Genomic DNA, 22142 nt, shown 5'->3' with positions numbered 1-22142 from the left:
GGGGAACGAGATGAGCAAGAGCAGCGAGGCGGTACAGGCCGAGTTCCGTCGATTACGACGCCGGGTAGTGGTCACCGGCTGGGGCGCGGTCACCCCGCTCGGGGTCGGCGTGCCCACCACCTGGTCGGCGATGCTGGCCGGACAGAGCGGGATCCGCCGGGTGGCCTCGATCTCCGCCGACGACCTGGGTTGCCAGATCACCGGCGAGATCCACGACTGGGACCCGGAGGCGCACCTGCCGCGCAAGATCGCCAGGCGCACCGACAGCTACGCCCAGTACGCGCTGACCGCGGCCACCGAGGCGGTGGAGGCGGCGAAACTGGTCTTCGACCCGGAGCTGGCGGCCCGCACCGGCGTGCTGGTCGGCAGCGGCTACGGGCCGGTGAACTACAACAACAAGCTGCCGGACCTGTTGCGGGAGAAGGGTCCGCGCGCGATCAGCCCGCTGTCCCAGGTGACCGGCGCGATGGACAGCGCGGCGGTGGAGATCAGCCTGCTGTTCGGCACCACCGGTCCGTGCCGGGCGATGAGCACCGCCTGCGCCACCGGCACCGACTCCATCGGCGAGGCGGCCCGGCTGATCCAGTACGGCGCGGTGGACGTGGCCATCGCCGGCGGCGCGGACAACTGCATCAGCCGCGCGGACCTGGCCGGCTGCGGCAACGCCCGCGCGCTGACCAACCGCAACGACGCGCCCGAAGAGGCTTCCCGGCCCTTCGACGAGGACCGGGACGGGTTCGTGATGAGCGCGGGCGCCGGCGTGGTGGTGCTGGAGGCGGCCGACCACGCGATCGAGCGCGGCGCCCCGATCCTGGCCGAGGTGGCCGGGTTCGGCGCCAGCGCGGACTCCTACCACTGGACCGCGCCGCACCCCGAGGGCACCGGGGCGAAGGCCGCGATGCGGGCCGCGCTGGCCGACGCGGGCATCGCGCCCGAGGAGGTCGACTACGTCAACGCGCACGGCACCAGCACCCCGCTCGGCGATGCCAGGGAGGTGCGCTCGATCCGCGAGGTGCTCGGCGAGCGGGCCACCCGGATCCCGGTCAGCTCCACCAAGTCGATGACCGGGCACATGATCGGCGCGGGCGGCGCGGTCGAGGCGATCGTGTGCGGGATGGCGATCCGGGAGGGCGTCGTGCCGCCCACCATCAACTGCCACAAGCCGCTGGATGCGGAGATGAACTTCGTGCCGCACACCCCGCAGCAGCACGACATCCGGGTGGCGATGAACAACTCCTTCGGCTTCGGCGGGCACAACGCCGTGCTGGTGCTGCGCCGCTGGGCGGTCTGAGACCCGCGCCCGTGCCCGGTGACCTCGACCCGGGCACGGGCGCATCACTCAGCTGGGCGCGCCGAAGAGCTTCACCGTCTTGCGCGCGATCCACTGCCCCGCGGTCACCGTCTCCCCCGGCGCGTCGTGGTTGGGCTGGTAGAAGAACGGGATGGACAGCCGGGAGGAGGTGTCGCCGCGCGCCGGGTTGACCACGCGGTGCAGGGTGGACTGCCACCGCCCGCCGGTCCACAGCGCCATCAGGTCGCCGATGTTGACCACGAAGCTGCCCGGGATGGCCGCCACGTCGTGCCAGCCCTCGCCGTGGCGCACCTGGAGGCCGCCGAGGTCGTTCTCCTGGCACAGCACGGTGAGCACGCCGAAGTCGGTGTGCGCGCCGCGCCGCAGCTGACTGGGCAGCGGCGGTTCGAGCTGCGGGTAGTAGTAGTTGGCGACCAGTGCGGAGACGTGCCGGTCGAACCGGTCGGCGAAGTGCTGCTCCGGCAGGTCCAGCGCGAGCGCGGACAGCCGCAGCAGGTCCGCGGCCAGCTCGGTGAGCGCGGCCAGGTACCGCTGCCAGGTTTCCTTGAACCCAGCGGGGTTTCGCGGCCAGTCGTTGGCCTGCTTCCAGGTGGCCCAGTAGTCGCCGAGCCGCGCGCGATCCTGCTCGCTGAGCTCGCCAGTGACGTGTGCGCCGAAGGACTCGCACAGGTCCGGCGGGCTCTCCTGGTCCATGCTCAACGCGGTGGTCCCACCGGAACGCCGGAAACTGGCCACGAGCTGCTTTTCCCTGACTGGCAACCGGAAGAAGGCGTTGGTGACGGCGAACATGCCCTCGATCAGCTCCCCGGGCACGCCGTGGCCAACGATGACGAAGAAGCCGGAGGACTCGCAGACGGCACCGATTTCCCTTGCCAGCGCGGCTCTTCCGGTGCCGTGCCGTCCGGCGAGGTCGATGACCGGGACGTGGCTCATGCGGTTTTCCTTTCCAGGGTGAGGAAGGTGTGCAGCAGCGCGGCGGCGAGCAGGATGCCCACCGCCACGGTCAGCTCGGCCGCGCTGGTGACCACGGTGTTGAGCAACGCGGTGCCCAGCGCCGCGCCGAGCTGCTGGCAGGCGTGGTAGGAGGCGGAGGCCGCGCCGAGCTGGTCGGGGGCGGCCGCCGCGGTGGCCAGGATCGCGGTGGGCGGCAGCACACAGCCCAGGCCAAGGCCGGTGAGCACCAGCGCGGGCAGCAGGTACAGCGGCAGCGCGTGCGGGCTGTCCGGGGTGAGCCAGGTGAGCACGAACAGCCCGGCCGCCGCGGCGAGCAGGCCGGCGCGGATCAGCATGCCCGGCCGCACCCGGCCGTGCAGCCTGCCCGCGATCAGGGTGGCCCCGGCCAGCGCGGCCAGCGCGTTGACGATCAGCGTCAGCCCGGCTTGCACGGGTGTGTAGCCCAGCTCGTGCTGGGTGTAGTAGCTGAGGAACAGGTAGCAGCCGAACATCGCGACGAACATCAGCGTGATGGCCAGGAACGCGCCGCCCCGCGTCCGGTGCCAGAAGGTTTTCCGTTCCACACCGACAAAAGCGGCCAGCAGCAGCACTCCGGCGGCGAGCAGTCCGAGCACCACCGGCGAACCCCAGCCCCGCGACTCGGCCTCGGCACAGGCGTAGACCACCGCGACGAAGCCGCCGGTGCTCAGCAGCGCCCCGGTCACGTCGAACCGCCAGCCGCTCACCGGCCGGTCCTTCGGCACGAACACCGTGCCCAGCAAGGCCAGCAGCGCCACCGGCACGTTGAGGTAGAGGCACCACCGCCAGCTCGCGTACTCGGTCAGCAGCCCGCCCGCGACCAGCCCGACGGCCGAGCCCGCCGCTCCCACCGCGGCGAAGACCCCGAACGCCCGCCCGCGTTCCCTGGTCCCGGTGAAGGTGGTGCTCAGCAGCGCCAGCCCGGCCGGCGCGAGCACCGCGGCGAAGACCCCCTGCAACGCCCTGGCCGTGAACAGCGTGCCGGGCGTACCGGCCGCCCCGCCCAGCGCGGAGGCCGCGGCGAACCCGGCCAGCCCGATGCCGAAGGCCCGCCGGTGCCCCAGCGCGCCGCTGATCCGGCCGCCGATGAGCAGCAGCCCGCCGAAGGCCAGCGCGTAGGCGGTGATCGCCCACTGGCGGCTGGCATCGGTCATGCCGAGCGCGCGCTGCGCCGAGGGCAGCGCGATGTTCACGATCGTCCCGTCCAGCACCACCAGCAACTGGGCCGCGCTCACCACCGGCAGCGTCAAACGCCTGATTTCCATGTGGCGCAACGCTATTCCTGTTGCCCGAGTCGTCACACGAGTTGCCCGCGCGGGCAACCTGGTCTGGTCTGGACCAGTGGGCGCCCTCTGCGCCGACTGGTCCGCCCCCGGAAGTAGGTGTCCGCACCGGCGCGGTTTTGGTCGAATGGAAGGCGCGCACAGGCGCGAAGGGTTCGAACTTGCGCGGGATGTCCTTGCCGCCGGGGCCAACCGCGGGATGTGGGGTTGGTGATGGGTGGCATGTCACGACTGCTGGGACTCGGGCTCGCGGTGCTCTGCGCCACGCTGGGCCTGACGGCGCCGGCGAGCAGCGCGGAAGCGGCGGAGACCTGCGCGGTGAAGTCGAAACCGGCGGGCAAGGTGCTGCACGGGTACTGGGAGAACTGGGACGGCGCGGTCAACGGCGTGCACCCGCCGTTCGGCTGGACGCCGATCACCGACCCCCGGATCCGCGAGCACGGCTACAACGTGATCAACGCGGCCTTCCCGGTGATCCGCTCCGACGGCACCGTGCTGTGGGAGGACGGGATGGACGCCACGGTCAAGGTGGCCACCCCGGCGGAGATGTGCGCGGCCAAGGCGGCCGGGCTGACCATCCTGATGTCCATCGGCGGCGCGACCGCGGGCATCGACCTGAGCTCCTCGGCGGTGGCCGACCGGTTCGTGGCCACCGTGGTGCCGATCCTGAAGAAGTACAACTTCGACGGCATCGACATCGACATCGAGACCGGCCTGGTGGGCAGCGGCAACATCAACCAGCTCTCGCCCTCGCAGGCCAACCTGATCCGGATCATCGACGGCGTGCTGGCCGCGATGCCGTCGAACTTCGGGCTGACCATGGCCCCGGAGACCGCCTACGTCACCGGCGGCAGCGTGGTCTACGGCTCGATCTGGGGCGCCTACCTGCCGATCATCAAGAAGTACGCGGACAACGGCCGCCTGTGGTGGCTGAACATGCAGTACTACAACGGATCCATGTACGGCTGCGCCGGCGACTCCTACCAGGCGGGCACCGTGCAGGGCTTCACCAAGCAGACCGACTGCCTGGACAAGGGCCTGGTCATCCAGGGCAGCACGATCCGGGTGCCCTACGACAAGCAGGTGCCCGGCCTGCCCGCGCAGCCGGGCGCCGGTGGCGGCTACATGTCGCCGAGCCTGGTCTCGCAGGCCTGGCGGCACTACGGCGGCAAGCTCAAGGGCCTGATGACCTGGTCGATCAACTGGGACGGCTCGAAGAACTGGACCTTCGGCAACAACGTGAAGTCCTTGCAGGGCCGATGAAACGCGACGAGGCCGCGCCTGCCAGCGCGGCCTCGTCCTTCGGTCACTTCTTGCGCAGCCTGCCCCACGGCTTGTACACCGAGATCACGGTGGCGAACAGCAGCGCGGTGGTGGACACGATCGGCGGGTACACCAGGTCGCCCGGCCCACGCAGCGGCGCCTGCCCGGCGGCCAGCTGCCGCCCGTACTCGGCGATCTCGGTGACCCCGCTGCGCAGCGCGAAGGCCACCAGCGCGAGCAGCGCCAGGTTGAGCACCAGCTTGACCGCCACCCACCAGTACCGGACCAGCCCGTACTTGGTGCCCAGCCCCAGCACCACGCCACTGACCAGGCACAGCGCCGCCAGCGTGAGCATCGGCCAGACCAGCAGCTCCAGCACCTGGTAGCAGAGCGCGGCCAGCTGGGCGTCCGAGGTGCCCGCCGCGGTGAAGACCAGCACGGCCAGCACCACGTCCAGCCCGATCCAGGCCCCGGCGCTGACGATGTGCGCCACCAGCACGGCCTTGCGGGTGCGCCGCGGCAGCAGGCGCTCCCGCCCGGCACTGCGCCGGACCGGCGCGGGCCTCGGCTTGACTGCGGTTGCTTGCGTGCTCATGGGTGCTCCCTCGCCGACACGTCTGGTCGGTTCCCATCGTCGGCGGGAGCGCGGCCCCGGTCGTCCGTTGAGGCGGTGAACCCGGCTACGCGGATCTGCGTAGCCGCGGCTCAACGGCCCGCGCAGTACCGGCGGGGCAGCCAGTAGCGGAAGAAGTCGCAGAAGTGCCAGGTGATCGGCGGCCGCTCGGCCGCGGGCGGGGCGGGCGGCGGCGCGGAGGTGCTGGGGCGGGCGGGTGCGGGCTTGGCCGGGCGGGGCGCCGGTTTGGGCCGGGCGGGCAGGACCGGCTTGGTGACGATGGGCACCGTGACGATCGGGGCCGGGCTGGTGTGCACCGGTGGCGGGTCGGCGTAGACCGGGTCGACCGCCCTGGCCTCCAGCGGCGGCGGCAGGGCCAGCACCGGGTTGGCGATCAGCTGCGGCGGCCGCGGTGGCGGCCGGTCCAGGGCCACGACCGCGCCGGTGGCGGTGCCTGCCCCGAGCAGGGCCAGCGCCAGTAGTCGAGTGCGAGTGTTGGCGGTCGATCGCACGAGGCACCCCCGTCAGGTGGGTTTGTCCCGGTTAACGGGGGTGCCACCACTTCGGTTCAGCGCAGGGCCAGGGCCAGCTCCACCAGTCGCGCCCGGCCCGCGGTCGCCGACCGCGCCACCACCGCGGGCCCGCCGCCGGTGCCGGCCAGGGTCACCGCGGTGTCGGTCACCGCGGCCTGCCTGCCGTCCAGCTCGGTGTCGAACCGGGGCACCTGCGCCGGCAGCCCGGTCACCGGGTCGCGGGCCAGGTCCCGCTGGGTGCCGACCAAGATCCGCCCACCGCCGGGAGCGCCGTAGACCAGCAGCACCGCGTCGGTGACCCGGTCGGTGCTCCCGTACGGGCTGAGCACCCCGAGCAGCGGCTCCGGCTGGACCTGCTCGAACGGCACCAGGATCAGGTCGTCTGCCCCGGACTCGACGCTCTGCGCGATCCGGTGCGCCTGCTCCCGGTCGCCCGCGCCCTCGACGGACCCCCAGGCCCCGTCGGTCCACTCCCAGGCCACGCCCGTGCCCTGCCACACCGCCCGCCGCCCGTGCACCGGCGGCGCGGCCTCGCCCCCTGGTCCGGGACCGCCGCCGGTCATGGTGACCGTGGCCTGCCCGCCGCCGCCGTCGGCGCGCACCAGGGTGATCCGCTGCCGGTCCCGCCCGGTCTCGTAGCTGACCGGGGTGAAGCCACCGGCCGAGCCGACCCGGAAGGACTTGCGCAGCGGGTCGAAGGTCACCGCGGGCCGCGCGGGCTCGACCGTGGACAGCCCGCTGACCAGGCTCGGCGCCAGCAGCGCGATCAGCACGGTCAGCGCCGCGGCCACCCCGGCCCCGGCCACCTGCCGCAACCGTCGGCGCCGGGTCCCGGCCCGGATCGCCGCGGGCACGTCCACCGTGGACGGGGTGCGCGGCCCGGCCTCCCGCAGCGGGGCGAGCAGCTCCTCCGGTTCCATCTCCGCTACTCCTTCCCCAGGTTGGCCAGCGCCGACTCGCCCAGCAGCCGCCGCAGCGCGGCCAGCCCGAGCGAGGTCTGGCTCTTCACGTTCCCGGCCGAGCAGCCGAGCAGCTCGGCCACCTCCAGCACCGGCAGGTCCAGCAGGAACCGCAGCACCAGCACCGCCCGCGCCCTGGGCGCGACCCTGGCCAGCGCCGCGTGCACCACCGCCCTGGTCTCCACGTCCGGCCCGGCGGGCGCGGCGGTCGGCGGCAGTTCCTCGGGACCGCCGACCAGCCGGATCCGCTTGGCCCAGCCCAGCCGCTGCTCGGAGATGAAGGTGCGGACCAGCATCGCCCGGACGTAGCGGTCCAGGTCGTCCGCGGCGGCGGCCCGGCGCCAGTGCACGAAGAGCTTGGTGATGGTCGCCTGCACCACGTCGTCCGCGCGGTGCTCGTCCCCGCAGAGCAGGTACGCGGTCCGCCGCAGCGCGGGCAGCCGCGCGCTGACGTACTCGGTGTACCGCTGTTCCTCCGCCGCCCGCATCCGGCCACCACCTCCCCTCAACCCGGGGACGCGCACGGCCGCCGACGCGGTTGTGTGCGCTGGGCCACCCAAGGGGCTGTGTCACCGAGGGGGGAAGAAAGAAGTAGGCCGGGCACTCGCGGCGGGCGGACCCCTGGGGGTTAGGCCCACCCTGCGGCGATCCCGCCCGGCCTACTGCACCTACTGTAAACGCATCTGGGGCCGTTGTGCCTCGACATGCCCTAAAGACGCCAAAATTTCCGGAAAATCACTAGATTCTCGGCCTCAGGTCAGGGTTCGCCCCTCGGTCTCCGGTAGCGCCAGCGCGAGCAGCACCGAGACCACCAGGAAAGCGTTGATCACCAGCATGACCAGGGTGAACCCGCTGGAGGCTGCCAGCAGCAGGCCGATCGCGGCCGGTGCGCTGGTGCTGGCGATCAGCTGCATGGCGCTGGAGTAGGCGGCGCCGGTGCCCCTGGTCGCGGTCGGGTAGAACTCGCCGTTCCAGGTGTTCCACACCCCCCACGCGCCGAGGCTGAAGAAGGCCAGGGTGAAGTTGCCCAGGTACAGCTGGGTGAGCGAGTCGGCGGTGGCGAAGACGAAGCCCCCCGCGCAGGCGGCCAGCACGTACAGCAAGAAGATCTTCTTCCGGCCGAACCGCGCGGTCAGGTAGGAGGCGGTGAGGTAGCCGGGGATCATCATCACCGCGCTCAGCGCGGCGAAGGCCAGCGAGGCGTCCAGGGTCAGGCCCTTCTGCGCCAGCAACGTAGGCAGCCAGTTCTGCAGGCCCCAGTAGCCCCAGCTGAACACGAAGTTGACCAGCAGCGCGGGCACCGCCACCCGCACCAGCCCACCGCGGAAGAGCTCCAGCGGGTTGCCCACCCGGCCACCGCTGCCGGTCAGCCGCGCCTCCGCGTCCGGGCTGGACAGCTGACGCAGCACCACCCGCGCCTCCTCCTCCCGGCCGCGGGCGATGAGCCAGTACGGCGACTCCGGCACCACCGCGCGCAGCACGAACGCCCAGCCCCCGGCCACCGCCCCGGCCAGCATGATCTGCCAGCTCCAGTCCCGGATCAGGCTGGAGGCCCCGATCGCGCAGAGCAGCCCGACCGGCCAGCCCATGGACAGGTACACCGCGGCCCGCCCGCGGATCTTGGTCGGCACCAGCTCCAGGAAGTAGGGGAAGGTCACCGTGTACACCCCGGCCAGCGCGAACCCGGAGAGCACCCGCAGCAGGATCAGCACCCAGGGCTCCGGCGCGAACGCCGAGGCGATGGCCAGCACGCTGTAGGCCACCATCGACCCGAAACAGGCGGGCCGCCGCCCGATCCGGTCGGCCACCGGCCCCCACAGCAGCGCGCCGGGGATCATGCCGAAGGACAGCGCGGAGAGCACCAGCCCCACGGACGCCTGGTCCATCCCCATCGAGGCGGCCAGGTCCGCCTGCACGTAGACCAGCGCGACCAGTTCCCAGGAGTCGATGACAAAGGCGCCGAACAGGGTCAGCCCGATCATCAGGTGCCTGCGGGTGAACGGCATGTGGTCGAACGCGGCGCCGACGGGCACCACCCGCGGCTGAGCGGCGGTCATGGCTCTCCTCAATATCGCCCAAAATCCCCCGAAAGATAGTGCTCCGTACCCAGTCCGTCACTGTGCGCCACGCCCGCCCCCGCGATCGCCCGCCAGGCACCCGGCCCAGCGAACCTCTTGCCACCCCATCCCGGGCTCCCCTACCGTGCGCACATTCAGACCAGGGGGGTCTTTTTTCCATGCGATATCTGCTCGCGCTCGTCCTCGTGCTGCTCACCGCAGCCTGCGGCACCCAGCTCCCAGCCCCGGCGCCCGCCAACACCGCGCCCGCCACCAGCACCGCCGAGTCCCTGTCCCCCCGCCTGCGCCGCGCCCTGCCCACCGAGGAGATCATGACCCGGTCGGGCTACAAGCTCAGTGCCGACTACCGAGGCTTCGTCGAGGCGGAGAACCTCAAGAAGGGCCTGGTCCGCTCCTGCGAACCCAGCCCGTCCGATCTGCGCGTCGACGACGCGAGCCTGATCGGCTGGAGCCCGGTCGACGTGGAGGGCGGTGACCTGACCGGGCTGGAGCAGACCGTCACGCACTACCGCGACGGCCGGGCCGCCGAGGCGGTCGCCGACGCACGCGAGCAAGTGGCCTGTGGCAAGTTCCACTACGCAGGCACCACCTACCGGGTCACCGGCGAACTGGCCCTGCCCGCGCTGGCCGGAGTGGACGCGCAGTACGTCGTGTGCGGCAAGGCGGATCCGGCGTTCCTCGGCATTGGCTGTCTGCTGGTGGTGGGCAAGGGAGATCTGGCGGTCGTGTCGCTGGTTCGCGGACTCTCGAACAAGGCGGTGCCCGCGGAGGTGCGCCGGATCGGCCCGTTGCTGGCGAGCACCCTTGCCGGCGCCTGATCCACACCGGAGTTCCACCCCCGTTCAGTAACCGGCCATCCAGGTAGCGAAGCCATCCCGCTTGCGTAACCCCGGGCCCGGGCCACCCGAACGAGTGACAACGTCCGGGTATGGGTGGGTTTTTCGGCACGGTGCTGGGGATGCTGGATCTGCTGGGGGGTGCGCTCACCAGTGAGACCGGGCTGTGGGTGCTGGTCGCCGGGCTGGCCGTGGTGGTGGTCTGGCTGGTGGTGGACCGGTACCTGTTCGAACGCAACCGACTGGCCTGGCGGGTGGTGTTCGACTCCGGGCTGAACCTGAGTCTGCCGGGCGAGTTCGGCGAGCTGGAGCACTTCTTCCGCGGCCGCAAGGTGGACAACCCGTCCATGGTGATCCTGGCCATCCGCAACTCCGGCAGCACCGACGTGGCCGAGTCCGACTACGTCAACCGGCTGCGGTTCACCTTCGGGCCGCGCGAGGTGCGGGCGGTCAAGGTCTCCGAGGCCTCCGATGACATCAAGGAGCGGTTCAACACCGAGCTGGAGCACTCCGGCAACGAGGTGACCCTGCCCAAGGTGCACCTCAACCGGCGGGAGCGGTTCAAGTTCGCGGTGCTGCTCTCCGGCACCGACAAGGGCGTGCGGCAGAGCCGGGGCCAGCTCTACGGCGGGCTGATCCAGGACGAGGCGGCGCAGCGGCGGATCACCCGGCAGCGGGTGCTGCGCTGGCTGGCCGGGGCGCTGACCCCGGTGGTGCTGGTGGTGCTGATCGTCTCGACCAGGTCCGCGCCGGACAACTGCGGCGGCGCGGGACAGCTGCGACTGGTCGGCTCCACCGCGTTCGCGCCGATCGCCGAGGAGATCACCAAGGCGCACCTGGCAGGCTGCGCGGGCACCGAGATCAAGGTCGAGCCGAACAGCAGCCTGGAGGGCCTGCAACAGCTCCAGGCGGCCGGGGCGACCGAGTCGCTGGCCACCGTCTCCGACGGGCACGCCGGGGACGTCGCGCCGGAGCTGAAGCCAAAACCGTTGGCGGCCATCGTGTTCAGCGTGGTGGTCAACGAGGAGGTGTCCAAACAGGGCATCACCGACCTGAGCCTGGAACAGCTGCGCAAGATCTACGCCGGCGAGTACACAAACTGGAGCCAGGTGCGGCCGGGGGTGAACCTGCCGATCCGGATCGTCAGCCGCACCGGCTCCTCCGGCAGCCGCACCACCTTCGAGAAGTACGTGCTCGGCTTCCCGGAGGACCGCCTCTCCCCCAGCCTGACCTCGCAATTTTGCGAGACCAACGACCGCAACCCTGGCGTGCCGTGGACCCGCTGCGAACGCGCCCGCACCAGCGAACTGCTGGACCGGGTGAACGCGGTCTCCGGCGCCATCGGCTACGCCGAGGCCCAGACCGCCGCCGACCGCGCCAGGTACCCGAAGCTGGTCCGGGTCCGCCTGGCCGGCAAGGAGCCGATCTACGAGCACATCGACCCGAACCAGGACAGCAGCTACCCGTTCTGGACCGTCGAGTACCTCTACACCAACGGCACCCCGGCCCCGGCCTCCATCCTCGGCAACCTCATCCGCCACCTGGCCACCGACTCGGCCCGGGAAAAGCTCCGCGCGGCCAGCTACCTCCCCTGCGCCAAGACCGAGACCTCGGTCCTGGAACTGTGCCGCAACCCCCGCTGAGCGGGGCTGTGTCACGCTCGATCCTGGCCAGCAGATCTTCGTTATACTCGGCCAATCATGCAGATCAGCGCGGGTGGCGACCCATTGTGAGCACGCAGGGCAACGAGGTGCTGGCCGAGATCGCGGAGGCGGTCCGGCTTCAGGAAGGACCTGCGGGGGTGCGGGCCGTGGTCCGCGCGTTCCGGCAGATCGGACCCGCCTCCACCAGAGATGTCAGCAGGCACACCGGGTTGCCGGTGCCGATCGTGGCGGCGGTGGGCAACGAGCTGCGCAGGCACGGGTTGCTGGGTGAGCAGCGGCCGTCCCGGCTGACCGACAGCGGGCTGGAGCTGATCGCGCACCTCGGGCTCGGGCTGGACCTGGACACCGACTGCTCCCGGTGCGGCGGGCTGGAGATCCCGATCCCCCGGGCGTTGCAGGAGGCCGTCGAGCAGCTGCGGCGGATCTCCGCGGCGGGGCCGGGGGCGGACCTGGCGCTGGACCAGTCGCACTGCACCGCGGAGACCAAGGTCCGCCGGGTGCTGGCGCTGATCAGGGCCGGGGTGCTGCCGGGGTCCTCGGTGCTGCTGGTGGGCGATGACGACCAGGTGTCCATCGCGATCGCCGTGGTCGAGCAGGCGCTGGGCGTGCCGCTGGTGTCCAGGCTGGCGGTGGCCGACATCTCCGACGAGGTGCTCGACTTCATCGCCGACACCGCCTCCACCATGGACTTCCGGGTCGACCTCGCCAAGCACGACCTGCGCGAGCCGCTGCCGCCGCGACTGGTCGGCCAGTTCGACGCGGCCATGACCGACCCGCCCTACACCGCGGAGGGCGCGCGGCTGTTCCTGTCCAGGGCGGTCGAGGGGCTCAAGCCGGGGCCGGCGCAGAGCGTCTTCTTCTCCTTCGGGGCCAAGGGGCCGGAGGAGATGCTGGCGGTGCAGCAGGAGATCATCGGGCTGAACCTGGTGACGCACAGCCTGATCCGCAACTTCAACGAGTACCAGGGCAGCGGCATCCTCGGCGGCACCGGTTTCTTCCAGCACCTGCTGACCACCGAGGCCACCGCCTCCTCGGTGCCGGGCGCGTACCAGGGGCCGCTGTACACCAGGGAGAAGCGGAGCAGGCTGCGCGAGTACGAGTGCGGCAACTGCGGGGCGAAGTTCCCGGTCGGCGCGGGCGCGGAGTGGAACTCGGTGGCCGACCTGCGCGCCGCGGGCTGCCCGAACTGCGGCAAGGGACCGTTCCGGCCGCTCCAGCTCATCGGAGAGGAATCGTGACCGACTTCCAGGTGCGGCCGGCGGTCGAGTCCGACCTGCGCAGGCTGGCCGAGTTCGAGGCGGAGATCGCCCGGATCTCCTTCCAGGACGACGCGATCGACGACCTGGACGTGCAGGAGCGCCGGATGGCCAAGGCGATGGCCAAGTCCGCCGAGGGCATGTTCGTGGCCTGCCGGGGTGAGGAGCCCGCGGCCGGGTGGCTGTGGATCACCGTCAACACCAACCCGATGAGCGGGCAGCGCTACGCCAACTTCCGCTCGCTGGCGGTCGCCGAGATCCCGGAGCGCACCCAGGTCGGCGAGCAGTTGTTGCGGGCGGGGCTGGACTACGTCGACTCCCACGGCGTCACCGAGGTGGTGGGCAAGGTCTTCGCCGGCAACCTGCCGATGCGGGTGCTGTACAAGCAGTTCGGGTTCGAGGCCGCGCACCTGACCATGAAGCTCGACCGGCGGAAGCGGTAGATGAGCGTCAAGTGCGTGGTGTGGGACCTCGACGGCACGCTGTGGGACGGGATCGCCGTCGAGCAGACCACCGAGACCCTGCTGGCGCCGCGCGCCGAGGTGCTGGCGCTGATCGACGAGCTGGCCGCGCGCGGGGTGCTGAGCAGCATCGCCAGCCGCACCGACCCGTCCATCCTGGCGCTGCTGCTGGCCGACGAGCCGCTGGCCGAGCGGTTCGTCGCGCCGCAGGCGGACTGGCAGGACAAGAGCGTGGCGCTGCGCCGGATCAGCGCCGAGCTGGGCATCGGGCTGGCCGCGCTGGCCTTCGTTGATGACAACCCGTTCGAGCGGGCCGAGGTCGCCGCGGCGCTGCCCGAGGTGCTGGTGCTCGCCCCCGAGCAGGCCGCCGGGCTGCTGGACTCCCCCGAGCTGGACCCCTCTGCGCTGACCCCGGAGGCGCGCGGCCGGGTCCGGCGCTACCGCGAGGAGGCCCGGCGCAAGGACGCGGAGACCGCGTTCACCGGGTCGCGGGCGGAGTTCCTGCGCTGGTGCGGGATGCGGCTCACGCTGCGCGCGGCCACCGAGGCGGATGTGCCGCGGCTGGTGGAGCTGGCCCGGCGCACACATCGGATGAACACCACCGGCGATGTGCCGCCGGTGCAGGACGTGCTGGCCCGGCTGACTGACCCGGATGGGTGGTTCTTGCCGGTGGCGGAACTTTCTGACCGGTTCGGCGGCTATGGGCTGATCGGTGCCGCGGTGATCGAGAAGGGCACGGCAGCCGAGTCGAGCGCGGCAGTGGCGTGGCGGGTGCGGCTGCTCGCGTTGTCCTGCCGGGTGGCGGGGCGGGGTGTCGCGCCCGCGTTCCTGCGCTGGGTGATGGACCGCGCGCTGACTGAGGGCGCACTTGAGCTGCACGTGCCGGTGCGGCCGACCGGGGCCAACGTCGAGCTCCGGGTGCTGTTCCGCCAGTGCGGGCTGCGCGTCACCGGTCCGCAGCCCGAGGGCCTGGCGATCCTGGGCCGCAGGCTGGACCAGGGCCCGTTGCCGGACTACCCCGAGTACCTCGAACTGGAGAAGGTGGACCCATGACGGTCGAGGCGGAGATCCGCGGCCTGCTGGCCGAGGCCGTCGAGCTGGACCGCGCGACGGTTGACGCGCTGCCAGCGGACACCCCGCTGTTCGCCCCGGAGATCGGCCTGACCTCGCTGGCCGGGCTGAAGCTGCTCAGCGCGATCCGGGACCGGTTCGGCGTGGATGTGGCGGATGAGGACATGAACCTTGACTCGCTGGAGTCCATCGCCAGCCTGGCCGCCTTCGTCGGCACGAGAACCCGCCGATGACACAGGCGGTGTCATCGGCGGGACTCGGGCATCACTAGGTACACGCCGGGCACCAGCACGGGGCCCGGTGAGCTGGACGGTCTCAGTACCTGTCTTGGTAACGATCGTCGCTGTTGTCGAATCGGTCGTCGACCTGACGGCCGCCGCTCGATGTTCCGGACAGCTCTCGCTGAAGGGCCTCGAGGTCGGTGGTCGGCGAGCTGTACTTGATCTCGCGAGCGACCTTCGCCTGCTTGGCCTTAGCTCGGCCGCGCCCCATGGCTCGACCCCCTCGTACCCGGGGCAGGGCGGTCGGACTGCGCCGACGGGCCCCGCTCGTCTCAGTATTTGTCCTGGCCGCAGCATACCTGGTGCGCAGAGCGGAGCAAGCACACATACCCCGCGATCATGTCGCGTGGCGGGGTGGTAAAACGGTGCGCTTATGCCTCAGCCGACCGGCCGGGACGATCTTGCGGTGATCACGGCCCATGGCCAGGTCATCAGTGCCCAAGCCCCGCTGAGCAGCGCGTATCCGATGAACAGGTACCACGGCCAGCCGCCCATCAGGTCCAGCAGCGAGCCTGCTGGCGGCTTCTCGCTGAGGAATCCGTAGTTCGCCCCGATGAGCGGGTTCACGACGGACATCACTATCGCCCACACCGCCGTCACCAGCAGCGTGAGCCGGTAGCCCGACCAGTCGGGGCGCAGCCGCAGGCCCCAGATCAGGAAGACCGCGGCCCACACCTCCAGGATGTGCTGGCTGAAGAACATCAGGAAGCCGAAGTCGGGGAAGTCGGCGCCGCGCAGCGCCGGGGTGGCCAGCGCCTGCACGGTCAGGGTGAGGTTCCAGTAGTAGGTCAGCGCCAGCGCCCAGCGGGCGTGCGTCCACAGCGCGACCACCGCGGCGATCCAGGCCAGGTCGGAGAGCTGAAGCGGCAGCGAGTGGCCGAGGCCGAACTGCTCCGGCAGCAGCACGTACAGCTGCATCGGCAGGTGCAGGACGAGCAGGACCAGCGCCAGCGCCCGGCTGAACCGGAGCCGGGACTCCTCGGTGTCCAGCCCGCGGCCGAGCAGGATCAGCACGGCAGCGCCGGCGGCGAAGACCGCGATCGCACCCCAGTGCGAGGCGCCGTAGGGGGCGAACTCCCCGGCCAGCAGCGTCACGGGCCGAGGTTAGCCGGACTGGTTCGGCCAGGGGCCGGAACGCACCTGTTCGGCCCAACCTGTCCGGTTCGCCGGGGTTGTCGCGGTGCGTGCGCGTACGGTCACCGGCCGTGGACAACTGGGTCGTGGTGGCCGGGCTGGTGTTCTTCGTGGTCGGCGTGGCCGGCGCGCTGCTGCCGAGCGTGTCGGTGCTGCGGCACCAGCTGCGCGCGCGGCAGCGGGGCGGTTCACCGGTGCGGGAGCTGGCCGAGGGCGTGGCGGCCGGGCTGCGCGGGGAACCCGCGCCGCCGGGCGAGCCGGAGCCCGAAGGCGGGCCGCGGCGGCCGGAGGCGGACTTCACCGCCCGGCAGTTGCAGCTCTACGCCGACTACCACGAGACCGCGCGCACGGAGGGCTGGCTGAGCTTCCGGCTGGCGGTGGCCGCGGCCGGGCTCGGGTTCATGGTGATCCTGGCCTCGGTGGCGCTGCTGGTGTTCCAGGGCGGGGACACCGCGTGGCTGGGCACGGTGAGCGGGGTGGTCTGCGAGGCGGTCGCCGCCCTGTACCTGAGCGAGGCCCGCTCCACCAGGGAGCGCGCGGCCCGGATGTTCGACCTGTTGAACGCCGAGGTGGTGCGGACGGTGAACACCATGCGCGCGGTGGAGATGGCCGCCCAGCTCACCGACGAGCGCGAGCGGCAGCAGCTGCTCGCCGCGATCGCGCTGCGCCTGCTGGACTCCGCCCCGCAGCCGCAGGCCCCCGCGCCGCCACCGGAGCCACCGGCAGGCCCGTGACCCTTTTGTGGGTTCGGCGTAACCACTGACCGTGCCCGCGCGACGACGATAGGTGTCCGGTGAGTTGTCGCGAGGGGGTCCCATGGCGGGAGACGGGCTGCGCAGGCTGCGGTGGCCGTTCATCGGGCTGGCCGTGCTCGGCGCGGTGCTGCTGCTGGCGGTGCTGCTGCCCGGCCTGACCCCCGGCGAGCCGCCCGCGCCCGCGCAGTGCGCCGGGGAGCGGGTGGAGATCCTGGTGGTGGTGTCGCCGGAGAAGGGCGACCTGATGAGCGAGCTGGCCAAGGAGTACGGCGCGGCCCGGCGGCCGGTGCGGGACAGGTGCGCGGCGGCCAGGACGGTCAAGTCCTCCGCGCTGGGCAGCGGCGGCTCGGTGGACGCGATGGCCTGCGGCTGGCACGCCCAGCAGATGGGTGAGGCCCGCCCGGACGCCTGGACCCCGGCGGCCACCACCTGGCTCAAGATCGCCCAGCAACGCCACCTGCGCTGCCAGGACAAGCCGACCGGCGTCTCCCTGACCGCCGACCGGGACGCGGTAAGCCTGGCCAAGACCCCACTGGTGGTCGGCATGCCGGAGCCGATGGCCAAGGCGCTGGGCTGGCCGGAGCAGCCGATCGGCTGGCGCACCCTGCTGGAGCTGGCGCAGAACCCGGAGGGCTGGGCCAAGTACGGCCACCCGGAGTGGGGCGCCTTCCGCCTGGGCAAGACCAACCCGAACCTGTCCACCTCGGGCCTGCACGCCACGGTCGCCACCTTCTTCGCCGGCACCGGCCGCTCGGACGACCTGACCGAGGCCGACCTGGCCGATGCCAAGGCGGTGAACTACGTCCGGGGCGTGGAGAACAGCGTCGTGCACTACGGCGAGACCACGCTGACCTTCCTGCAGAACCTGTACGAGGCGGGCCGGGGGCGCAACGAGAGCGGCCTGGACTACATCAGCGCGGTGACGGTGGAGGAGAAGTCCATCGTCGACTTCAACCGGGGCCAGCCCGAGGGCCGCACCGAGGGCAAGCCAACCCCGCCCAAGGTCCCCCTGGTCGCGGTCTACCCCAACGACGGCACCCTGATGTCGGACAACCCGTACCTGGTGCTCGACTGGCCGGACGCCGACCCCGTGCGCAAGGAGATCGCCAAGGACTTCCAGGCTTTCCTGGCAGGCAAACAGGACCGCTTCACCGCCATCGGCTTCCGCGACACCGAAGGCAAGGCAGGCCCGGAACTCCGCAAGGAGAAAGGAATCCTGCCCGACCGCGAGCTCAAACTCATCCGCACCCCATCCGGCCCGGTGCTCGCCAAACTCCCCGAAGCCTGGCGCGAACACCGCAAACGCGCCAACGTCCTGATGGTCATCGACGTCTCCGGCTCCATGGCCGAACCCGCCATCCCCGGCGGCCCCACCCGCCTGGACGGAGCCAAGGCAGCGGCCAGCGGCGCGGCCCTGGACAACCTGGCCCCGGACGACAGACTGGGCTTGTGGACCTTCAGCTCCCCGGGCGCCTCGGAGTCCACGCCCTGGCGGGTGCTGGTGGAACCCGGCCCGGTGTCGGCGGTGCTGCCGAGGTACCGGACCCAGGTGGACAAGCTGACCGCACAAGGAGACACGGCGCTGTACGCGACGATCCGCCAGGTGCAGAAGGAGTTGCGGCAGAACCTGGACCCAAAGCGGATCAACGCGGTGGTGCTGCTGAGCGACGGCGCTAACCGGTATCCAGAAGACGAGAACCTGGAGAGCCTGGTGGCGGACCTGCGGCAGCACAGCCCGGAGCGGTCGGTGCGGGTTTTCCCGATCGCGTATGGGCAAAGCAGCGATTTGCGGGTGCTGGAGCAGATCGCGCGGGCGTCACGGGCGAAGGCTTACGACTCGCAGGATCCAAGGTCGCTGGAGAAGGTGCTGGCCCAGGTGCTGTCGAACTTCTAGCGACGGGTGAGGCTTGGGTCTTGGGGTGAAAACCCACAAAGTGGGCCTCTCGTCTTCTCCGTACGGCCTGGAGACTGCTAACCGCATCCCCGCCAGCGGACGCTCACAGCAACCGCCGCCGGTGCCACGAAACGTGACGGCGGCCGCTGGTGGGGATGTGGTTCGCTGTCGGAAGGCTGTGCGGAGAAGACGAGAGGACCGCGAGCACGCTGGAACCGGCCCCGGCAACACAAACCCCGCCCCGCAACCTGCTCATCCCGGCTCTTGACTTGTCAAACCCCTCCGGGGGTCTGCCCGTCCGGCGAGGACATTCTTTTGATCTTCGGGGTTAAAACCAAGAGCGAAGATCAAGAGCGTCCTCGCCGGACGGGCAGAGATCAAAGCATGGGGGGGAAAGTCAAAGTCAAAGGCCAAGACGCAAGCGGGTCTTGAGGTTCCCCATGCCCGTCAACCTTCCGAAATCAAACCACATCCCAGCGAGCAGCCGCCGTCACGTGGCGTGGCCTTGGCGGCGGTTGCTGTGAGCGTCTGCTCGCTGGGATGCGGTGTGATCTCTCCAGGTTGACGGGCATGGGGAACCTCAAGACTTCGGACAAGTTTTGAAAAGCCAGCCCGTCGCTGGGTCCTCAACAGCTCACCCTTCGGGGTGGAAAGCGCGACGCGATCCGGCGAGGCCGCGGCCCCGGTGTCACGCTGCTCGTCGGGCGCAGCGCATCCGGGAGGCATCATGCCGCTAGGGTCCCTGTCAGCACACGCGATCCGCGGTCTGGTCGTCCTATTAGGACTGACCACTGGAGTGTCCATTTCGGACGCATCGGCTGAACCGTTGAAGATGGTGGAGTACCGGGGCTACCGGGTGGCGGTCCCGGCTTCGTGGGAGGTGGTCGAGCTCGACGGCGCGCCGACGCGGTGTGTGCGGTTCGACCAGAACGTGGTCTACCTGGGCAAGCAGGGTGATCGGCAGCGGTGCCCGTCCAGAGCCGTGGGCCGGACCGAGGCGCTGCTGGTGGAACCCCTGGAGGACGGGGTGATCCGGCCGGACACGGTGACCGCGGCCGCCGGGTCGGCGCGGGCCGCGCTGCCGGCGCCGACGGGGCATGAGATCACGATGCAGGTCCCGGCCGCCGGGGTGCTGGTGACGGCCAGCTATGGCAACTCGGCCGCGGGCATCAGGGCGGTGCTGGACTCGGCCCGGATCACCGGTGATGCGGTGGCGATGGCCCCCAGGTCGGTCACCACGGCGGCACCGCGGACCGCCGCCTGGGTTGAGCAGCCGGGTGACTTCACCGGGCACGGGTTCGACACCTGTTCCGCGCCGCCGAACGAGGGCATGGACACCTGGTTGCGGTACTCGCCCTACCGCGCGGTCGGCATCTACATCGGCGGGATCAGCAAGGCGTGCGGGCAGCGGCACCTGAACTGGGGCTGGGTGCACCGGCAGGTCAGCAGGGGCTGGCGGCTGCTGCCGGTCTACGTGGGGTTGCAGGCCCCGTGCACCGGGTTCCGCAACAAGATCAATCCGGATCTCGCGGGCCACGAGGGATGGGCGGACGGCAACGACGCCGCGCAACAGGCCCGGCATCTGGGGATCGGCAACGGCAGCACCATCTACGCCGACATGGAGAGCTTCAACCCCGAGGACGGGCCGTGCCGGGACGCGGTGCTGACCTACCTGCGGAACTGGATCATCCGGGTGCACCAGCACGGTTTCCGCACCGGGGTGTACAGCAGCGCGGCCACCGGCATCCAGGCCATGGCCAACGCACCCGGTTTCCCGCTGCCGGACCACATCTGGATGGCGCACTGGGACGGCGCGGCCAACGTGGACAGCCGGTACGTGCGCGGGGACCTGTGGCCGCGCAGGCGGATCAAGCAGTACACCGGTGGCCACCCGGAGTCGCACTACGGGTGGGAGATCTACATCGACAGCAACTTCGTCGACCGCACCTGGTGAGCGCGGTCAGGGCCGCAGCAGCCTGGCGCCCAGCGGGGTCTGGGTGTGCAGCACCACCGGGCCGTTGCGGCGGCTGGTGATCAGGCCCGCGTTGCGCAACACGGTGGTGTGCTGGCTCGCCGAGGCCGGGGAGATCCGGAGGCGGCGGGCCAGCTCGCCCGTGGTGCAGCCGACGCCGACCGTGGCCAGCACCGCGGCCCTGGTCCCGCCCAGCAGCGCGGCCACCGCGGGGGCCGCCGCCTCGGCCGTGCCACCGAACCAGGCCGGGTCCTTCTCCACCGGGTAGACCAGCACCGGCGGCTGGGTCGGGTCGAGCAGGCTGATCGGGTGCCGCCAGCAGAAGAACGAGGGCACCAGCAGCAGCCCGCGGCCGTCCAGGCGCAGCTCCTGCTCGGTCGGGTAGTCCACCTCCAGCACCGGGTTCTGCCAGCGCATCATCGGCCGCAGGCTCTCCAGCAGGCCCTCCGCCCCGCCGTCGAGCAGGGAGCGGGCGCGCAGCGCGCGGTCGGCGTCCAGCTGGGCCTGCAACGCGCCGCTGAACGGGGCCACCGCCAGCTCGTAGTAGGCGGTCAGCGCGGTGGCCAGCCTGCGCAGCAGGTCCGGGTCGCCCTCGGCCAGCCCGGCCGCCCAGGACGGCAGGTGCTGCCGCCCGGCCAGCAGCTCCAGCTCGGCCCGCAGCCGGGCGGCCGGGGTGTGCAGCAGCGCGTCGATGCCGGCCTGCCAGCCCGCGCGGGCGTCGGCCGGGGTGAGGAAGTCCGGGAAGTAGCCGCGCTGGGGCACCAGCGGCAGCAGCATGCGCAGCTCAGGGCGGACCTCGGCGGTGGCCAGGCCGCCGCGCACCCTGGCCCGCCACTGGCCGAAGACCAGGGCGCCGTCCCTGGCCCGCAGCCGGTGCAGGCTCAGCATGGACTCCCAGAGCGGGTCGGGCGCGTTGGCCACCCGGGTCCGCCCCAGGTCCTCCGGCGTGAAATGTATTCGAAGCATGCGCCATCTCACTTCCCCCGAACACCGGGAAAGCTAACTCGACCTGCGCTTTTCAGATATACGTGAATAAGAAAGCCAAAAGAGTCCCCTTCCAGTGAAACTTCCACTACGGCAACTGGCAAGGATGGAGCGAGCATGACTCGACGACTCATCACGATGGTGCTGGTCAGCACCGTCGCCCTGCTGATGGGCAGCGCCGGGCTGGCAAGCGCCACGGAGACCCCGTCACCGGACAAGGCCACGGCCATCGCCGCACACGAGCTGGGTGTGCAAGCGGAAAGCCGAGTCCTCAACTACACCTGGCAACGACAGCAGACCGGCTATTGGTGCGGCCCCGGCTCGACCTGGATCGCGCTGAGCACCAGGGTCAGCCCGCCCAGCCAGCAGACCCTGGCCAACTACATGGGCACGCACACCGGCGGCACCGACCACATCGGCCTGGTCCGCAACGCGCTCAACCGGTTCGCGAACACCCAGTGGTTCGCGGCCAAGAACATGGCCGACCCGCCCAGCACCGCCCAGCGGGACCTGCTGAAGCGGGACGTGCTGCTCAACCTGGACAACGGCTACCCGCTGGTGGCCAACGTGATCAGCGGCTGGCGCCCGCCGGGCTACCCGGGCGGCACCATCTACCACTACGTCGCGATCGTGGGCTACAAGGACCACGGCAACACCGTGCTCGTGGCCGACCCCGCCGGTGAAGGCGCGGGCGGCGGTGGCTGGGCGAACGTGCCCCGCGCCTACTGGGTCAGCACCTGGAACATGGGCACCTGGATCGGCGGCAAGGGTTACGCCGCCTGAGGAACGCCAAAAGGACCGGGTGCCCCTCCCCTGATTCC

Annotated in this window: 22 protein-coding genes; 12 read left to right on the top strand and 10 right to left on the bottom strand. The window is 71.2% G+C overall.

Annotation, left to right across the window (positions count from 1 at the left end; all coding sequences use genetic code 11):
- Nucleotides 1-10 precede the first annotated feature (10 nt).
- Nucleotides 11-1291, top strand: a complete 1281-nt coding sequence (gene fabF, locus M8C13_RS09635) for a beta-ketoacyl-ACP synthase II (RefSeq protein ID WP_252480155.1) — start codon at nt 11-13, stop codon at nt 1289-1291.
- 48 nt (nt 1292-1339) lie between these two features.
- Here the strand turns inward: fabF and M8C13_RS09630 are convergent, their stop codons facing one another.
- Nucleotides 1340-2245, bottom strand: coding sequence for an isopenicillin N synthase family oxygenase (locus tag M8C13_RS09630; RefSeq protein ID WP_252480154.1), 906 nt, complete (start codon nt 2243-2245; stop codon nt 1340-1342).
- The gene (locus tag M8C13_RS09625; protein WP_252480153.1) at nt 2242-3549 is read right to left on the bottom strand and encodes an MFS transporter; all 1308 of its coding nucleotides are present in this window, start codon (nt 3547-3549) and stop codon (nt 2242-2244) included. Before M8C13_RS09625 ends, M8C13_RS09630 begins: the two co-directional genes overlap by 4 nt.
- 240 nt (nt 3550-3789) lie before the next feature.
- Between M8C13_RS09625 and M8C13_RS09620 the strand changes: the two genes are divergently transcribed.
- Nucleotides 3790-4830, top strand: coding sequence for a chitinase (locus M8C13_RS09620; protein ID WP_256508794.1), 1041 nt, complete (start codon nt 3790-3792; stop codon nt 4828-4830).
- A gap of 43 nt (nt 4831-4873) precedes the next feature.
- Here the strand turns inward: M8C13_RS09620 and M8C13_RS09615 are convergent, their stop codons facing one another.
- The 5 genes from M8C13_RS09615 to M8C13_RS09595 all read right to left on the bottom strand — a co-directional run bounded on the left by M8C13_RS09615 (nt 4874) and on the right by M8C13_RS09595 (nt 8992).
- Entirely contained in the window at nt 4874-5425 is a 552-nt protein-coding gene (locus M8C13_RS09615; protein ID WP_252480152.1) for a hypothetical protein, read from the bottom strand.
- Between the two features lie 110 nt (nt 5426-5535).
- On the bottom strand, nt 5536-5955 hold the full coding sequence (locus M8C13_RS09610; RefSeq protein ID WP_252480151.1) for a hypothetical protein: 420 nt from the start codon (nt 5953-5955) through the stop codon (nt 5536-5538).
- 56 nt (nt 5956-6011) lie between these two features.
- Complete coding sequence (locus tag M8C13_RS09605) at nt 6012-6896, bottom strand: hypothetical protein (protein WP_252480150.1); 885 nt, start codon at nt 6894-6896, stop codon at nt 6012-6014.
- 5 nt (nt 6897-6901) lie between these two features.
- Nucleotides 6902-7423, bottom strand: coding sequence for a SigE family RNA polymerase sigma factor (locus M8C13_RS09600; protein WP_252480149.1), 522 nt, complete (start codon nt 7421-7423; stop codon nt 6902-6904).
- 264 nt (nt 7424-7687) lie between these two features.
- On the bottom strand, nt 7688-8992 hold the full coding sequence (locus tag M8C13_RS09595) for an MFS transporter (RefSeq protein ID WP_252480148.1): 1305 nt from the start codon (nt 8990-8992) through the stop codon (nt 7688-7690).
- A 179-nt stretch (nt 8993-9171) separates the two neighbouring features.
- Here M8C13_RS09595 and M8C13_RS09590 point away from each other — a divergent pair, with 179 nt between their 5' ends.
- The 6 genes from M8C13_RS09590 (at nt 9172) to M8C13_RS09565 (ending at nt 14534) form a co-directional block, all read left to right on the top strand.
- Nucleotides 9172-9831: a hypothetical protein gene (locus M8C13_RS09590; protein WP_252480147.1), complete on the top strand. Its 660-nt coding sequence runs from the start codon at nt 9172-9174 to the stop codon at nt 9829-9831.
- 140 nt (nt 9832-9971) lie between these two features.
- Complete coding sequence (locus M8C13_RS09585) at nt 9972-11492, top strand: PstS family phosphate ABC transporter substrate-binding protein (protein ID WP_252480146.1); 1521 nt, start codon at nt 9972-9974, stop codon at nt 11490-11492.
- 86 nt (nt 11493-11578) lie between these two features.
- Nucleotides 11579-12751, top strand: a complete 1173-nt coding sequence (locus M8C13_RS09580) for a bis-aminopropyl spermidine synthase family protein (protein WP_252480145.1) — start codon at nt 11579-11581, stop codon at nt 12749-12751.
- Nucleotides 12748-13212 (top strand): GNAT family N-acetyltransferase, encoded by a 465-nt coding sequence (locus M8C13_RS09575; RefSeq protein ID WP_252480144.1) that lies wholly within the window; start codon nt 12748-12750, stop codon nt 13210-13212. The genes M8C13_RS09580 and M8C13_RS09575 overlap by 4 nt, the downstream gene beginning before the upstream one ends.
- The gene (locus M8C13_RS09570; RefSeq protein WP_252480143.1) at nt 13213-14283 is read left to right on the top strand and encodes an HAD-IIIC family phosphatase; all 1071 of its coding nucleotides are present in this window, start codon (nt 13213-13215) and stop codon (nt 14281-14283) included.
- Nucleotides 14280-14534: an acyl carrier protein gene (locus tag M8C13_RS09565; protein ID WP_252480142.1), complete on the top strand. Its 255-nt coding sequence runs from the start codon at nt 14280-14282 to the stop codon at nt 14532-14534. Before M8C13_RS09570 ends, M8C13_RS09565 begins: the two co-directional genes overlap by 4 nt.
- Nucleotides 14535-14616: 82 nt before the next feature.
- Here the strand turns inward: M8C13_RS09565 and M8C13_RS09560 are convergent, their stop codons facing one another.
- Together M8C13_RS09560 and M8C13_RS09555 are read right to left on the bottom strand one after the other, a co-directional pair.
- Nucleotides 14617-14793, bottom strand: coding sequence for a DUF3073 domain-containing protein (locus M8C13_RS09560; protein WP_252480141.1), 177 nt, complete (start codon nt 14791-14793; stop codon nt 14617-14619).
- A gap of 167 nt (nt 14794-14960) precedes the next feature.
- Entirely contained in the window at nt 14961-15677 is a 717-nt protein-coding gene (locus tag M8C13_RS09555; RefSeq protein WP_252480140.1) for a TIGR02206 family membrane protein, read from the bottom strand.
- A 110-nt stretch (nt 15678-15787) separates the two neighbouring features.
- Here M8C13_RS09555 and M8C13_RS09550 point away from each other — a divergent pair, with 110 nt between their 5' ends.
- The 3 genes from M8C13_RS09550 (at nt 15788) to M8C13_RS09540 (ending at nt 20319) form a co-directional block, all read left to right on the top strand.
- Nucleotides 15788-16450: a hypothetical protein gene (locus tag M8C13_RS09550; protein ID WP_252480139.1), complete on the top strand. Its 663-nt coding sequence runs from the start codon at nt 15788-15790 to the stop codon at nt 16448-16450.
- 82 nt (nt 16451-16532) lie between these two features.
- On the top strand, nt 16533-18365 hold the full coding sequence (locus M8C13_RS09545; protein WP_252480138.1) for a substrate-binding domain-containing protein: 1833 nt from the start codon (nt 16533-16535) through the stop codon (nt 18363-18365).
- Nucleotides 18366-19197: 832 nt separating this feature from the next.
- Nucleotides 19198-20319 (top strand): glycoside hydrolase domain-containing protein, encoded by a 1122-nt coding sequence (locus M8C13_RS09540; protein WP_252480212.1) that lies wholly within the window; start codon nt 19198-19200, stop codon nt 20317-20319.
- Nucleotides 20320-20325: 6 nt separating this feature from the next.
- On the opposite strand, the gene M8C13_RS09535 is transcribed toward M8C13_RS09540, so the two are convergent.
- Nucleotides 20326-21303 carry a helix-turn-helix transcriptional regulator gene (locus M8C13_RS09535; protein WP_252480137.1) on the bottom strand — a complete coding sequence of 326 codons (978 nt, stop codon included), beginning with the start codon at nt 21301-21303 and terminating at the stop codon, nt 20326-20328.
- A 135-nt stretch (nt 21304-21438) separates the two neighbouring features.
- Between M8C13_RS09535 and M8C13_RS09530 the strand changes: the two genes are divergently transcribed.
- Entirely contained in the window at nt 21439-22104 is a 666-nt protein-coding gene (locus tag M8C13_RS09530) for a C39 family peptidase (protein WP_252480136.1), read from the top strand.
- The last annotated feature ends 38 nt before the right edge of the window (nt 22105-22142 follow it).

It is taken from the genome of Crossiella sp. SN42 (assembly GCF_023897065.1).
Lineage (GTDB): Bacteria > Actinomycetota > Actinomycetes > Mycobacteriales > Pseudonocardiaceae > Crossiella.
The sequence above is the reverse complement of the archived record's forward strand: the minus strand, read 5'-3'. Positions and strand labels throughout refer to the sequence as shown.